The 15,508-nt window shown below is 50.9% G+C and carries 15 protein-coding genes; 13 read left to right on the top strand and 2 right to left on the bottom strand.

Going from position 1 to position 15,508, the window contains the following annotated elements:
• The first annotated feature begins 181 nt into the window (after positions 1-181).
• The 6 genes from rhtA to ybiO all read left to right on the top strand — a co-directional run bounded on the left by rhtA (position 182) and on the right by ybiO (position 6,832).
• Entirely contained in the window at positions 182-1,069 is an 888-nt protein-coding gene (rhtA, locus tag HV107_RS17475; protein WP_182060122.1) for a threonine/homoserine exporter RhtA, read from the top strand.
• 301 nt (positions 1,070-1,370) lie between these two features.
• Positions 1,371-1,874, top strand: coding sequence for a DNA starvation/stationary phase protection protein Dps (gene dps, locus HV107_RS17470; RefSeq protein WP_182060121.1), 504 nt, complete (start codon positions 1,371-1,373; stop codon positions 1,872-1,874).
• A 361-nt stretch (positions 1,875-2,235) separates the two neighbouring features.
• Positions 2,236-2,979, top strand: a complete 744-nt coding sequence (glnH, locus tag HV107_RS17465; protein ID WP_014069455.1) for a glutamine ABC transporter substrate-binding protein GlnH — start codon at positions 2,236-2,238, stop codon at positions 2,977-2,979.
• 123 nt (positions 2,980-3,102) lie between these two features.
• A complete protein-coding gene (gene glnP, locus HV107_RS17460; RefSeq protein WP_010428919.1) occupies positions 3,103-3,762 on the top strand; it encodes a glutamine ABC transporter permease GlnP in 660 nt (219 codons plus the stop codon).
• Entirely contained in the window at positions 3,759-4,481 is a 723-nt protein-coding gene (glnQ, locus tag HV107_RS17455) for a glutamine ABC transporter ATP-binding protein GlnQ (protein WP_014069454.1), read from the top strand. The genes glnP and glnQ overlap by 4 nt, the downstream gene beginning before the upstream one ends.
• 137 nt (positions 4,482-4,618) lie before the next feature.
• On the top strand, positions 4,619-6,832 hold the full coding sequence (ybiO, locus tag HV107_RS17450; protein WP_182060120.1) for a mechanosensitive channel protein: 2,214 nt from the start codon (positions 4,619-4,621) through the stop codon (positions 6,830-6,832).
• 41 nt (positions 6,833-6,873) lie between these two features.
• Here the strand turns inward: ybiO and rlmF are convergent, their stop codons facing one another.
• Complete coding sequence (gene rlmF / locus HV107_RS17445) at positions 6,874-7,791, bottom strand: 23S rRNA (adenine(1618)-N(6))-methyltransferase RlmF (protein ID WP_182060119.1); 918 nt, start codon at positions 7,789-7,791, stop codon at positions 6,874-6,876.
• Between the two features lie 241 nt (positions 7,792-8,032).
• Between rlmF and mcbA the strand changes: the two genes are divergently transcribed.
• From mcbA to ybiJ, 3 genes are all read left to right on the top strand, one after another.
• On the top strand, positions 8,033-8,296 hold the full coding sequence (mcbA, locus tag HV107_RS17440; RefSeq protein ID WP_182060118.1) for a DUF1471 family periplasmic protein McbA: 264 nt from the start codon (positions 8,033-8,035) through the stop codon (positions 8,294-8,296).
• 123 nt (positions 8,297-8,419) lie between these two features.
• Entirely contained in the window at positions 8,420-8,686 is a 267-nt protein-coding gene (locus tag HV107_RS17435; RefSeq protein ID WP_182060117.1) for a DksA/TraR family C4-type zinc finger protein, read from the top strand.
• Positions 8,687-8,971: 285 nt separating this feature from the next.
• Positions 8,972-9,232 carry a DUF1471 family protein YbiJ gene (gene ybiJ / locus HV107_RS17430; protein ID WP_182060116.1) on the top strand — a complete coding sequence of 87 codons (261 nt, stop codon included), beginning with the start codon at positions 8,972-8,974 and terminating at the stop codon, positions 9,230-9,232.
• A 116-nt stretch (positions 9,233-9,348) separates the two neighbouring features.
• Here ybiJ and ybiB read toward each other — a convergent pair whose 3' ends face one another.
• A complete protein-coding gene (gene ybiB, locus HV107_RS17425; protein WP_182060115.1) occupies positions 9,349-10,311 on the bottom strand; it encodes a DNA-binding protein YbiB in 963 nt (320 codons plus the stop codon).
• Positions 10,312-10,657: 346 nt separating this feature from the next.
• Here ybiB and HV107_RS17420 point away from each other — a divergent pair, with 346 nt between their 5' ends.
• From HV107_RS17420 to HV107_RS17405, 4 genes are all read left to right on the top strand, one after another.
• Positions 10,658-11,191, top strand: a complete 534-nt coding sequence (locus HV107_RS17420; protein ID WP_182060114.1) for a fimbrial protein — start codon at positions 10,658-10,660, stop codon at positions 11,189-11,191.
• A 61-nt stretch (positions 11,192-11,252) separates the two neighbouring features.
• Positions 11,253-11,927 (top strand): molecular chaperone, encoded by a 675-nt coding sequence (locus tag HV107_RS17415; RefSeq protein WP_182060113.1) that lies wholly within the window; start codon positions 11,253-11,255, stop codon positions 11,925-11,927.
• Between the two features lie 74 nt (positions 11,928-12,001).
• On the top strand, positions 12,002-14,497 hold the full coding sequence (locus tag HV107_RS17410; protein WP_259349635.1) for a fimbria/pilus outer membrane usher protein: 2,496 nt from the start codon (positions 12,002-12,004) through the stop codon (positions 14,495-14,497).
• A gap of 17 nt (positions 14,498-14,514) precedes the next feature.
• Complete coding sequence (locus tag HV107_RS17405; RefSeq protein ID WP_259349634.1) at positions 14,515-15,504, top strand: fimbrial protein; 990 nt, start codon at positions 14,515-14,517, stop codon at positions 15,502-15,504.
• Positions 15,505-15,508 lie beyond the last annotated feature (4 nt).

Genomic DNA, 15,508 nt, shown 5'->3' with positions numbered 1-15,508 from the left:
CGCGTCCATACCGCTGCTTTCATCCAGATTATTCTTAATCTGACAGTCGATAAATCCATCAACGCTTAACCATTTTACGGATTTCACGCCTTTTTTTTTCAACGGAGTCTCAACCGTTGCAGCATATTTCCATATACACTGCGGCTTTTACTTCACTTGACATAAAATGACAGGAGAAAGGATGCCAGGGTTATCCCGCAAAACGTCGGTCTGGATGCCGGTTGCAGTCATACTCATCGCCATGCTCTCCATTCAAAGTGGCGCGTCGCTGGCAAAATCGCTTTTTCCGCTGGTTGGTGCGCCTGGCGTAACCGCGCTGCGTATCGTGCTGGGTACGGCGATACTGGTGGTCATTTTCAAACCCTGGCGGTTGCGCTTCAAAAAAGAGCAACGCCTGCCCCTGCTGTTTTACGGGCTGTCGCTGGGCGCCATGAACTATATGTTCTACCTCTCTATTCAGACCATACCGCTTGGGATTGCCGTTGCTCTCGAATTCACCGGCCCGCTGGCCGTGGCGCTTTTCTCCTCCCGCCGTCCGGTAGACTTTATCTGGGTGGTGTTAGCCGTACTGGGCTTGTGGTTCCTGCTGCCGCTTGGCCAGGATGTGTCGCAGATTGATTTAACGGGCGCTGCACTGGCGCTGGGCGCAGGAGCCTGCTGGGCGGTCTATATTCTTACAGGCCAGCGTGCGGGTGAAGAGCATGGCCCGGCAACGGTGGCCCTGGGTTCATTAATTGCCGCGATCGTCTTTGTTCCTATTGGCATGGCACAGGCCACAGAATCCATCTGGCAATGGTCTGTCATGCCAATCGGGCTTGCGGTTGCCATTCTTTCTACGGCTCTGCCCTATTCTCTGGAGATGATTGCCCTTACGCGTCTGCCGACAAGGATCTTTGGAACGTTGATGAGTATGGAGCCCGCGCTGGCGGCGATCTCCGGGATGGTGTTCCTCGGAGAGACGTTGACCTTCACCCAGACACTTGCACTCTGCTCTATTATTGCCGCGTCAATGGGCTCCACGCTGACCCTGCGCCGCGAAAGCAAAGTCGAAAAAATCGATATTAACTGATGAACATGATTCTGCATGGCAAAATGGCCATGCAGAATATAAGCCAGTATCCCTTCCTGTATTATTCACTCACAATTTTCGCATTATTCTGAAATATCATTGCACCGCTGTTTCGCTCGATGGGAAATAGTAACATCTTCGCAACCAATACATTATCGCAATGATAATAAAGACATTTACATCTCAAGACACTCTACGCTATTAAACTGATAGGCAGGATCAAAACTGCAATGTACTAAACGGGTGCTATACTCAATTTCGTTAATTACCTGGGACACAAACATCAAGAGGATATGAGATTATGAGTACCGCTAAATTGGTAAAAACGAAATCATCTAATCTGCTTTATACCCGTAACGATGTATCAGATAGTGATAAGAAAGCGACTGTTGAGTTGCTGAATCGCCAGGTGATCCAGTTCATTGATCTGTCGCTGATAACGAAACAGGCTCACTGGAACATGCGCGGCGCAAACTTTATTGCCGTACATGAAATGCTGGATGGATTCCGTACTGCACTGACCGACCACCTGGATACCATGGCCGAACGCGCTGTTCAGTTAGGTGGTGTTGCACTAGGTACAACGCAGGTCATCAACAGCAAAACGCCGCTTAAAAGTTACCCGCTGGATATCCACACCGTTCAGGATCACCTGAAAGAGCTGGCGGACAGGTATGCGATTGTCGCCAATGACGTGCGTAAAGCCATCGGTGAAACCAAAGACGAAGACACTGCCGACATCTTCACCGCAGCTTCCCGCGATCTGGATAAATTCTTGTGGTTTATCGAGTCTAACATCGAGTAATCCATACGATTTTTCTATTAAACCCTCGCTTACGGCGGGGGTTTTGCACTTTTATGGTGCGCATTTTTTTGTTTACACCCTGCAAAAGTGAACGAAATGTAATAATCACCTCACACAACCGTTAATAGAAGATTGTTTTTTCGTCAGAACCCGCGCTAAATATCCCCCTGTCAGTTGACCAAAACGAAGCGCACCAAAAGGGTGCTCCATCTTGGTGCAATAAAACATGATTGCCACGTTTATTGTGCAACGTATGACATCATCCCCTTTGCAAAACAATAAGTTGTAAAGTTGGCACGATTTTTTCATAGTGCCTGTTGTTCTCGCAGGGGATCGCCCCGTGGATATAAAAGGAAATGCTATGAAGTCTGTATTAAAAGTTTCACTGGCTGCACTTACCCTGGCTTTTGCGGTGTCTTCTCAGGCCGCCGACAAACTGGTTGTGGCGACCGACACGGCGTTCGTTCCGTTTGAATTCAAACAGGGTGACAAATACGTTGGTTTCGATGTGGATCTGTGGGCCGCTATCGCAAAAGAACTCAAACTGGATTACACCCTGAAACCTATGGATTTCAGCGGCATCATCCCGGCACTGCAAACCAAAAACGTTGACCTGGCGCTGGCAGGTATCACCATCACTGACGAACGTAAAAAAGCGATCGACTTCTCTGACGGCTACTACAAAAGCGGCCTGCTGGTGATGGTTAAAGCTGACAATAACGACATTAAAAGCGTTAAAGATCTCGACGGTAAAGTGGTTGCTGTAAAAGGCGGTACCGGTTCTGTTGACTACGCAAAAGCAAACATCAAAACCAAAGACCTGCGTCAGTTCCCGAACATCGACAACGCATACATGGAACTGGGTACCAGCCGTGCTGATGCCGTTCTGCATGATACGCCAAACATCCTCTACTTCATCAAAACTGCGGGTAACGGCAAGTTCAAAGCAGTGGGTGAATCTCTGGAAGCACAGCAATACGGTATTGCGTTCCCTAAAGGCAGCGACGACTTGCGCACTAAAGTTAACGGCGCGCTGAAAACCCTGAAAGAGAACGGCACGTACAACGAAATCTACAAAAAATGGTTCGGTACTGAACCTAAATAAATCAGCCTGATCCATCAGGTACAGTAAAGCCCGGTGGCGCTTATGCTTACCGGGCCTACAATTTTAGTTATCCCTCTGGCTAACTTTTTGTTTTTACCACGGTAACAGTAACAGGAAATTATCATGCAGTTTGACTGGAGCGCCATCTGGCCTGCCATTCCTCTCTTGCTTGAAGGCGCCAAAATGACCCTGTGGATTTCGGTCCTCGGTCTGGTTGGCGGGTTGATTATCGGCCTTGTCGCTGGTTTCGCCCGCACCTACGGTGGCTGGATTGCTAACCACATCGCACTGGTTTTCATCGAAGTGATCCGCGGTACGCCAATCGTCGTACAGGTCATGTTCATCTACTTCGCCCTGCCTATGGCATTCAACGACCTGCGCATTGATCCGTTCAGCGCGGCCGTTGTCACCATTATGATTAACTCCGGTGCGTACATCGCGGAAATCACCCGTGGTGCAGTACTGTCGATTCATAAAGGTTTCAGCGAAGCGGGCCTGGCTCTGGGGCTTTCACGTCGCGAAACGATCCGCCACGTTATCCTCCCACTGGCGCTGCGCCGTATGCTGCCGCCGCTGGGTAATCAGTGGATCATCAGTATTAAAGACACGTCACTGTTTATCGTTATCGGTGTTGCTGAACTGACCCGTCAGGGCCAGGAGATCATTGCTGGCAACTTCCGTGCGCTGGAAATCTGGAGTGCGGTAGCCGTTGTCTATCTGATTATCACTCTGGTTCTGAGCTTTGTTCTGCGTCGTCTTGAAAGAAGGATGAAAATCCTGTGATTGAATTTAAAAACGTTTCCAAGCACTTTGGTCCAACCCAGGTGCTGCACAATATCGATTTAAACATTAAACAGGGCGAAGTCGTGGTTATTATCGGGCCATCTGGCTCCGGTAAATCTACCCTGCTGCGCTGCATCAACAAGCTGGAAGAGATAACCAGCGGCGATCTGATTGTCGACGGTCTGAAAGTGAATGACCCGAAAGTAGACGACCGCCTGATTCGTCAGGAAGCAGGAATGGTGTTCCAGCAGTTCTACCTGTTCCCGCACCTGACGGCGCTGGAAAACGTGATGTTTGGCCCACTGCGCGTGCGCGGGGCAAACAAAGCGGCGGCAGAAGCGCTGGCGAAAGATCTGCTGGCGAAAGTTGGCCTGGCGGAGCGTGCGCACCACTACCCTTCTGAGCTGTCCGGTGGCCAGCAGCAGCGTGTGGCGATTGCCCGCGCGCTGGCAGTAAAACCTAAAATGATGCTCTTTGATGAGCCAACCTCTGCACTCGATCCTGAGCTGCGTCACGAGGTGCTGAAAGTCATGCAGGATCTGGCGGAAGAAGGGATGACGATGGTTATCGTTACCCACGAAATCGGCTTTGCCGAGAAAGTGGCGTCTCGCCTGATTTTCATTGATAAAGGCCGTATCGCTGAAGATGGCAACCCGCAAGAGCTTATTGCGAACCCACCAAGCCAGCGTTTGCAGGAGTTCCTGCAACACGTTTCCTGATACACCTTTCAGCCACAAGGCCGGGTAAGCGAAAGCTGCACCCGGCTTTTTTTTTGCCAGATTGTTCCCAAAAATCCTCCACCTTCCCCTGCCTTCTATACTTATCATTTCATTCGACATTTTCACCGGAGGATGCCGTGCCGTGGATACTGTTGCTTGTACTTAGCCTGTTTTGCACCCCTTCTCTTGCGGTCGCTATCCCGGGCGTCACTACCGGAACATCGTCCACCGCGCAGAATACGCCCCCGCCAGAACCGGATGTCGAGCAGAAAAAAGCGGCCTATAGCGCGCTGGCCGATATCCTTGAGAATGATGCCTCACGCCAGGCGCTCATCGGCCAGTTACGTAAAGTTGCCGCTACGCCGTCTCAGGAGCCCGTTCCCGCGATTGCGCCGCCAGAGGCAGCAGAACAAAAAACGGTGCTTGAAAACGTCACCGAGGTGAGCCGACACTACAGTGAAGCCCTCTCGTCACGCTTTGCCCAGCTCTGGCGCAATTTGATTGGCTCTCCGCATAAACCCTTCAATCCTCAGACCTTTACCAGTGCGGTAAGCCATTTCCTGATGCTGGCAGCCATTGTGTTTGCTTTTTACTGGCTGGCACGCCTGTGCGCCTGGCCGCTGTACCGCAAAATGGGTCAGTGGGGGAGAAAAAAGAACCGCGACAAGGGCAGCTGGTTTCCGTTACCGCTGATGATCACTGGCGCATTTGCCATTGATTTACTGTTACTGGCCCTCACCCTGTTTGTCGGACAGATATCGAGCGACGCGCTAAATGCAGGCAGTAAAACCATCGCCTTTCAGCAGGCGCTGTTCCTGAACGCATTTGCCCTGATTGAGTTCTTTAAGGCGCTGCTACGACTCATTTTTTGCCCGGGCGTGTCGGAGCTTCGCCCATTCGCCATTCAGGATAAGAGCGCCAGATACTGGGCCATGCGATTGAGTATTCTCAGCGGGTTGATTGGCTACGGGTTGCTGGTTGCCGTGCCGATCATTTCTAATCAGGTAAATGTCCAGTTCGGCGCACTGGCCAATGTGTTGATCATGCTCTGTATTACCGTCTGGGCGTTGTACCTTATCTTTCATAATAAAAAAGGCATCACTGAAAGCCTGCTACAACTGGCCGACCGTTCCCTGTCGTTCTTTAGTCTGTTCATACGCGCCTTCGCGCTGGTGTGGCACTGGCTGGCAAGCGCTTACTTTATTGTGCTCTGTTTCTTCTCGCTCTTTGACCCGGGCAACAGCCTGAAATTTATGATGGGGGCAACGTTCAAAAGTCTGGCCATTATCGGTATAGCCGCCTTCGTTTCGGGCCTGCTGTCACGCTGGATCTCAAAAACTATCACTTTGTCGCCGCAGGTTCAGCGCAACTACCCGGAGCTGCAAAAAAGGGTGAATGGCTGGGCGTCGGTTTCACTTAAGGTGGCGAGAATTCTCACCGTCTGCATTGCCGTGATGCTGCTGCTAAACGCCTGGGGACTTTTTGATTTCTGGAACTGGCTGCACAATGGCGCGGGGGAAAAGACCGTCGATATTCTGATTCGCATCGCGCTGATCCTGTTCTTCTCCGCTGTAGGCTGGACGCTGCTGGCGAGCCTGATAGAGAACCGTCTGGTTTCAGATATTCACGGCAGGCCGCTGCCGAGCGCCCGCGCCCGCACGCTGTTAACCCTGTTTCGCAATGCGCTGGCGGTCATTATCAGCACCATTACCATTATGATTGTGCTGTCAGAGATAGGTGTGAATATCGCCCCGCTGCTGGCCGGTGCAGGTGCACTGGGGCTGGCGATTTCCTTCGGGTCACAAACGCTGGTGAAGGATATTATTACCGGAATCTTCATTCAGTTTGAGAACGGGATGAACACCGGGGATCTGGTGACTATCGGGCCATTAACCGGCACGGTTGAGCGGATGTCCATTCGCTCCGTCGGCGTGCGCCAGGACACCGGCGCGTACCACATTATTCCGTGGTCATCGATTACCACCTTCGCTAATTTCGTGCGCGGTATTGGCTCAGTGGTGGCGAATTATGATGTCGATCGTCATGAAGATGCAGATAAAGCAAAACAGGCGCTAAAGGCCGCGGTGGAAGAGTTGCTGGAGATGGACGGCATTCGGGGGCTTATCATTGGCGAGCCCTCGTTTGCAGGTATTGTCGGGCTCACCAATACGGCGTTCACTTTGCGCGTGTCGTTCACCACCCAACCGCTTAAACAGTGGACCGTGCGATTCGCGCTCGACAGCATGGTAAAAAAACACTTTGATCTGGCGGATGTACGAATGCCGGTGCAGACCTATCAGGTATTATCATCACCGGCATCAGCGCCACCGCCGCAGGAGCCGACGTTGTAGCCTTATTGCCCGGTGGCGCTGCGCTTACCGGGCCTACGGGTTCAGGCCTGCTTTTTGCGTTTGTTATCGTCCATAAACGACCATGCGATAAAGCGGCTCTGCTTCTGGCCTTGCGCCATCTCTTTTTTCACCACTTTAACCGCACCCACTTCCGTTAACGCGCGATACAGCGGCGGCAGATTGTCCCCGCGGGAAACGAGGGTTGTAAACCATTTCACCTGGCGGCCAAATGCTTTACTTTGGGCGATCATTTTGAGAATGAAGGCCACTTCCCCCCCTTCGCACCACAGTTCCTGCTGCTGGCCACCAAAATTCAGCGCACCATCTTCCGCCTGCCCCAGATTACGGCGTTTACGCTCGCTTCCTGCACGGGCAGATGCCGCAGAGTCATGGAATGGCGGGTTGCACAAGGTGGCATCGTACTGCTCATTCTTATGAATAATGCCGTTAAAAATGTCTGCGGCATCTTTCTGTCGACGCAGTCGAATGGCGCGGCTTAGCCCGGCATTGGCGCTGATAATCGCCTGTGCACTGGCGAAGGCACTGGCGTCAATTTCCGTTCCGGTAAAACGCCAGCCGTATTCATGCGCGCCAATCAGCGGATAAATCAGGTTCGCCCCGGTACCAATATCCAGAATCGTGGCCTGTTTCGGGATAACGCCTGCGTTATCTTCCGCCAGCAGGTCGGCAAGATGATGGACATAATCCGCACGCCCCGGCACGGGTGGGCAGAGAAAGCCTTCGGGAATGTCCCAGTGCGCAACGCCGTAATAGTGGGCAAGCAACGCTTTATTGAGCATTTTGACAGCCTGCGGATCGGCAAAGTTAACCGACGGTTCACCCGCAGGCGTTTGCACAATAAAGTCCTGCAACGGTGGGCAGCTCAGGCATAGTGCCTGCATATCATAACGGCTGCGGTGACGGTTACGCGGGTGCAACCCCGGCTTTTGGGAAGTCATGGCATTCTCCTTTAAACAGCGGCGTAAGATACCCTTTGATGCCTCCAGGGTAAATATCTCTGTGCGGGGCATAAAATTGCGAAAAAAATCAGTAGCCTGTATGTCTATGATCTGTCAGCGGTTTGTCAATTTATATCGTTCAAAAAACAAGCAGATCATCATCAAATATTTGCTCCAAATCACACTCTGCAAGCTTCTAAACTTACTGTGGATCACCCGTTGTCATTCAGAGGATGTGATTATGAAAAAATACCTGACACTCATCGTCATTGCAGGCGCACTGGCAGGAGCATCTTTCTCCGCATGGTCTGTTGAAACACTATCGCATGACGATACCGGGCAGTTGCGCCCTTCGGGCACTGTTTCTGTAACAGGTGCAGCCAATCTTGACGACCTGCAAGCGAAACTCGCCGAAAAAGCGCGTGAAGAAGGTGCTAAAGGCATTGTGGTCAATTCTGCCGGCGGTACAAACCGTATGTACGGTACAGCCACTATCTACAAATAAGCTCCCTCCTGATAAAGAACTGCATCTGACTTGCAGATGCAGTTCTCTTTTCCCCACCTTGACTGTACGTTTTTTAACCCCATAGTAATCTTATGAGGTACATCCCCTGTACAGGAGTAGGCAATGGCTTCCGGTTGGGCAAATGACGACGCGGTCAACGAACAGATCAACAGTACAATTGAAGATGCTGTCGCACGCGCTCGCGGTGAGATACCGCAGGGTGAAAGTTTAGAAGTATGTGAAGAGTGCGGCGATCCAATCCCTGAGGCGCGGCGTAAAGCCATTCCCGGTGTAAGGTTATGCATCACATGCCAGCAGGATAAAGATTCACAAAACTCATCATATACAGGATATAATCGCAGAGGATCGAAAGATAGCCAGTTACGTTGACTTTCATTTACATAAGATAACCGCGCAAGCGGTTTCCTTTACTCTCACGAAATTCTGCACCACGCGTAGCAAAATGTGCCCTTCACTATGACTCTGTAAAGCGCAGCGACAAGAAGTGTAAATTGAGCTTTCGAATTTATTAATATTCAATAACTTATTTGTCATTCAATTTTTTTGAGCAACGTCGTCAATTCTCTTCGATTTTATCCTCCGCAAAAAAACGTGATACTTATCACATCGACGGAACATCGTCCCCTTAACAGAATAACCTGCGAGAGATTAACTATGAAAACCATCAAATATGCTGTTGCTGCTGTTGCCCTGTCTGCTCTTTCCTTTGGCGCATTCGCCGCAGAAGCCGTCTCCTCTTCTCAGGCGCAGAGCATGAATAAAATCGGTGTGGTAAGTGCTGAAGGTGCAACCACTCTGGACGGCCTGGAAGCCAAACTGGCTGAAAAAGCAGAAGCAGCGGGTGCAAGCGGCTATACCATTACGTCCGCAAACACCAACAACAAACTTAGCGGTACTGCGGTTATCTACAAATAACCGAACGGAATTATGCTCCACACTCGCTATACCCTCTGGCGAGTTGCTCCACCCTCATTGACCCTGTTGTTGTTACCCTTGCTTGCCCGTCCGCCACTGGACGGGCTTTTTTTTGCCTAAAATGACTGCTCAACGCGCTGGAGCCCGGCTTCCACCGTTTCAGCTTCACCCGTTGCAAACAGGCAACAGGCCATTTGCAGCTTAATGGAGTGCGGGACGGGTACATTCCCGGCAAGGCATTGTTCAATCCAGTGTGCGGTCGTATGCGGATCTTTCGCTGACGGCAACACCACGTCTACATTCTCTTCACCACGTTCCAGAACGACACGCGCACCTGCTGAATCAATCAGCATAAGTTGCGGACAACGCTGCGGATTGGCGTAAACCTCGCCTTCGGTTCCGTGCATCAGTAGTGCCCGTCCACCAATATCATCAAAGAAATTAGCAACGCGCGGGACATACTCGGGATGCGACACACTGGAAAGGCGCAACGCTGCATCTTCAGCAAATGGCGTCGCCAGTTTCGCCAGCGTGTGGGCGCTGTTACGCACCCCCATTCGCCAGCGCATATCCAGCTGCTTTTCCAGCGGCGGGCAGAGCGCTTTTACCGGAATATACACCGGCTGATGTCCGTCCAGTTTTGCCTGCGCCTGGCCTGCGTGCAGAGTTGGTTCGATACCCAGCATCTCAAAAATGGTTTCTGTCAGAACACGGGTTGGATCTTCGCTGACACCATGAACCACCACCGGAAATCCAAGCTTGTGTAGCAGAATGGCCAGAAGCGGTGTCAGGTTCGCCTGCTTACGCGCGCCGTTATAGCTGGGAATCACAATCGGCATGGGCTTTGCCACGGGTGGTGTCAGGTGGAATGTTTGCGCCTGCATGGCTTCATAAAAACCCCGCATTTCTGCTTCGCCTTCACCTTTAATGCGTAGCGCAATCAGAATGCCACCCAACTCCAGGTCCGGCACGTCACCGTTCAGCATCTGGGTGTACAGCTCACGCGCTGTCTCGAGATCCAGATCCCGGGCATGATTTTTACCCCGGCCTACCTCTTTGATAATTTTGCGATAATCCATGGTACCTCTCCTTATAACGCTTTGCAGATACTATAGCCCTGATAAATAACATACGGGTAATCATTTCCTTTTGCTTTCCCTTCGCTAAACAGACTTTCAGGAGAAAAAGAGTCGCGATATTCATCACAGCCGTTAAGTGACGTGTCAACGCCCCATATTTATTTATTGTTTTATAAGCCCTTTTTTATTTATTTAAAGAATTAGCAACACACATTAAATTCATTAAGTTTATGATTCAGAGAAGGTTAATTGAACAAGACATAGTTATCATACATAGTTCCTCGCGAATCAATCACCCAGGTGATGATTAAAGCCAAAATGACTCACTTTCATTCAGAGGAACACAATGAAAAAACTTATTATTGCGGGCATTGTTGCCGGGATGGCATGTGCTTCCGTATCCGCATTTGCTGCAAGCGGTGAAGGACAAATTAATTTCACAGGTGAAATTATTGACTCTGCTTGTACCGTTGTGAATGGATTAAGTAGCCCACTTGATGTTTCATTAGGTAAAGTTGCGAAATCTGCATTTACGGGATCCGGATCGACCACAGCAACTACCCGCTTTAGTATTCAACTTAAAGATTGTCCTGAAACCGTAACCAGTGCTGCTGTGAAATTTGGTGGAACCCCAGATGGCAGTAACAGTGATGTGCTGGCGGTAACAGCAGGTACAGGTACTGCAACCGGTGTTGGTATTCAGTTATTAGATAAAACTGAAAACCCACTGAGTTTATATACGGCTTCTGCCGGATATACACTGACATCAGGAACAACCACCAATGACCTGGAATTTGGTGCCCGTTACATTCAGACCGGCAGCAGCGTTACGGCTGGCCCTGCAAATTCGGTATCCACGTTCACCATCGTTTACAACTAATGAAAAGGATATTAGTCATCTCCGTGGCTAATATCTTTTTTTCCTTTATTACGGTAAATCTATGCGTAAATTCCTTCTGGTTTCGTCCTTATTATTGCTCACCTCCGCCGCTCATGCGGGTATTACCATCGGCGGTACCCGCGTGGTCTATCCGGAAAATAAAAAAGAATCGTCCATTAGTATCACCAACCCGGATAACCTCGACTACCTGGTGCAGTCATGGGTCGAAACGGAAGACAAGACTCGCGAGAAGGCACCGTTCCTGATTACCCCACCCCTGTTCCGTCTTGATGCAGAACAGAGTAACGTTCTGCGTATCATCAGAACCAACGGTAGCCTACCGGCAGATCGTGAATCGCTGTTCTGGCTGAATATTAAATCCATTCCTTCATCCAGTCGCAAGGAAAATGTTAATACGCTGCAAATAGCAATTAAGACACGTATTAAATTGCTGTATCGCCCCTCTGGTATTACAGACAAACCTGAAGATGTTGCCTCACATTTAGTCTGGCATAAACAAGGGAACCAGTTGATTGTTGATAACCCGACACCATTTTATATGAACTTCCAGGAAATCAAACTTGACGGCAAAAAAATCGATAAGGTGACGTATGCCAGTCCGAAAGGCGAAACTCATTTCACCATCCCGGGAAATATCTCCGCACATGCAGTAAGCTGGAAAATAATAAATGATTATGGCGGAATCACTCCATCCTGGACTGCACAGATAAAATAAATCATCATTCATTATCGGACACCATTATGGGCTGGGAATATACAACAAAACAACCAAAGCAGCACAGACGCTCAATGCTTATTGCACTGGGCTGCACGTTGCTGGGTGTTTGTGTACAAACAGCTCTTGCCGAAGATTATTTCAACCCGGCCTTACTGGATATTGATAATCCGTCCCAGGAAAAAACCGATCTCAGTATTTATGAGATTGGCCCAGGGCAAGTACCGGGAAAATACCATGTCGACGTCTACGTAAATAATAATAAAGTCGCCAATAAAGAAATTGAATTTACATTGAAGAAAGATGCCGAGGGTAAATCGAGCCTCCAACCGTGCCTGAGCATTGCTCAATTAAAAAGCTTAGGTATTCAAAGCGATAAATTTACCCAGGATGAAAACGCGCAGTGTGTCGACCTGAGCGTAATCCCTTCCGCCAGCGCAACGTTCCATGTTAACCCGCAGCAACTGCTGCTGAGCATTCCTCAGACTGCTATTACGCAAGTGCCACGCGATTACGTCGATCCCCAGGAGTTCGACGAAGGGATTAATGCCTTACTGCTGAACTACAGCTTCACCGCCGGTGATAATCACGGGAAAGGGGAAAACAGCACCGACCAGCGTAGCGCATTTCTCAATCTTCGACCGGGGCTCAACCTCGGCGCGTGGCGTTTTCGCAACTATTCAACCTGGAGTAAAACCAGTAGCAACAGCGATACCGAAAGTGATTTTTCTTCGGTGTATACCTACGCCCAGCGCGATATTGCACCTTTAGGTGGGGAATTGACCCTTGGTCAAAGCTCGTCGCCTTCTGATGTGTTCGACAGTATCTCCTACACCGGCGCGCAGTTTGCGTCGGATGATGACATGCTGCCGGAAAGTATGAAAGGGTTTGCCCCAGTGATTCGCGGCACAGCACACAGCAACGCGCAGGTTCTTGTACGTCAAAATGGGTATGTGATTTATCAGAACTATGTTGCCCCAGGCCCGTTCGAAATTAACGATCTTTACCCTACCGGCGGAAGCGGAGACCTCAACGTCACCGTGAAAGAGACGGACGGCAGCGAGCAGCATTTCGTGGTGCCCTATGCCTCTGTCCCGGTGCTTCAGCGCGAAGGCCGCCTCAAGTATAGCCTGACGGCCGGGCGTTACCGCAGCTACGATAATGACGTCGAAAAAACCCCTTTCATGCAGGGAACGGTCATCTACGGGCTGCCTTATGGCTTAACGGCCTACGGCGGCCTTCAGGCCAGCCAGTATTATGATGCGCTGGCATTCGGGATCGGTAAAAACATCGGCGATTTCGGTGCCTTCTCCGTTGACGTCACCGATGCTAAATCTGCCATGCAGGATCGCGATCCTACGCAAGGGCAATCGTGGCGCGTGCGCTACAGCAAAGATTTTGCCACCACGGGCACCCATTTTGCCATTGCCGGATATCGCTACAGCAGTAAAGGCTTTTACACCCTACAAGACACCCTGGATTCACACACCCTTAATGATGACTGGGAAGCGCCCGATACCCGCCGCGACCGCCAGGAGGCCACGGTCGATCAGTCTCTGGGCGGTACGTTTGGGTCCCTGACATTAAGCCTGGTTAAAGAAAGCTACTGGAACGCAAGCCAGGGGATGACCTCAATGAACATTGGCTACAACAACTCATGGCACGGCATCAGCTACGGGCTCAGTTATGGACTGGATAAAAACACGCGTGATGGCGGTGACGATAACAACGAAAAAACGAGCGAACAAAACATCGCTTTCAACGTCTCTGTCCCGCTCGAACACTGGCTCAGCAATACCTGGGTCAACTACAACCTGAACAGCACAAAACACGATACCACCCAAAGCGTGGGTCTGAACGGCACCGCACTTGCAGGCAATAACCTGAGCTGGGGTGTTCAGCAAGGCCACAGTCAGAGCAGCGGCGACAGCACCAGCCTGAATGCAGATTACAAAGGTACTTACGGTGAAGTAAATGCCGGGTATTCCCAGGATAACCAGCAGCAACAGCTTAACGTTGGGTTGCAGGGAAGTATGATCGCCCATGCGCACGGCATCACACTGGGTCAGCCAATGGGCGAGACGGCCGCGCTGGTCGAAGCCCCGGGTGCAGACGACACCAACATCACCAATCAGACCGGCGTGAATACCGATTTCCGCGGCTATGCCATTGTGCCGTACGTGTCGCCGTACCGTCATAACACCCTTGCACTCAACACCGAAACGCTGCCGGGAAATGCGGATGTTGACCAGGCGGCCAAAACCGTGACGCCAACGCGCGGCGCCATCGTGCGCGCACATTATGAAACGCACGTTGGCAGCCGGGTATTAATGACGCTGAAACGCGCTGATGGCAGCGCTATCCCGTTCGGCGCAACGGCATCTCAGGCTCATCAGGATGGCGAGTTTATCGTGGGCGATGGCGGGCAGGTTTATCTGACCGGCATGCAGGAAAAAGGCACGGTTGACGTTAGCTGGGGACAAACTGCCGACAGCCATTGCGCCGCAACCTATCACCTGCCAACAAAAGACAACGGTGCTGTTATTAACATCACGGCGCAGTGCGTATAAACCTTTCCGAGAAAAAAATGAACATGTTTAAATATACCTTTGCGCTGGTTGTCCTCCTCACAAGCGCCTGTCTGGTGCCGCATGCTCATGCGGCGACAACCTGTGATTCTCCAGACCTGCCCTATACTATTGCTGCCGGTACGCTTTCTGTCCCTACCACCCTTGATGTTGGCAGCGTCATCCCGGGTTCGGCAAAAACGCACACCGTGACAGGCAGTTGCACCGGAAAGCTAGCGAGTCACACCGTTATCGCGTGCTATTACGGAACGGGTACAGAAGTGGGAGGCATGCCGGGCGTTTACTCCACCAATATTGACGGTATCGGCATTGAACTGTTAAACAGCAGCGGACAGATCGTTCGTGGCATGGGCTACGAGTGTGATTCAACCTCAACGCCACTGGGAACCGTCACCAGTGATAGCGGCCAAACGTTATCTTTCAGCTACACCGAACGTCTCATCAAAACAGCAACACATATTGGCAGTGGGACCCTGACAAATACCCTGACGTCCTTTGGATTTGGCGTTTATAAATCTGCCGGTATATCTGGTTCGCAGAATACAAGCAACTTTTCCGCCACGCTCTCCGAAAGAACGGCAACCTGCTCCATCGATCCTCTGAACCTGACGGTGACGTTAGGTGACTTCCCGGTTTCACAATTTACTCACGTGGGCAGCTATACGGCGTGGAAGTATTTCGATATCAACGCCACCTGTACGGAAGCGGTCAACCTCACGGCCTCGGTAACCAGCGCGAATGGCCTTAATAGCCAGTTTGATGATGTCCTGAACCTTACCCCGGGCAACGACAGCGCTACGGGCGTTGGTGTGAGAATGCTGCTTGACGGTGTCGATCTCAGATACGACTACCCTATCCCGGTCGGTGGAAAAACCGAACCTAACGTTCCGGATGTCATCCGCTTCGCCGTACAGTATTACCAGACGGACGCCACCGTTACCGCGGGTAAAGCTAACACGATTGCCACAATCGATCTTGAATACCAGTAATGGA

The organism is Enterobacter sp. RHBSTW-00175 (assembly GCF_013927005.1).
Lineage (GTDB): Bacteria > Pseudomonadota > Gammaproteobacteria > Enterobacterales > Enterobacteriaceae > Enterobacter.
This window is presented reverse-complemented; position numbering and strand designations above follow the sequence as displayed.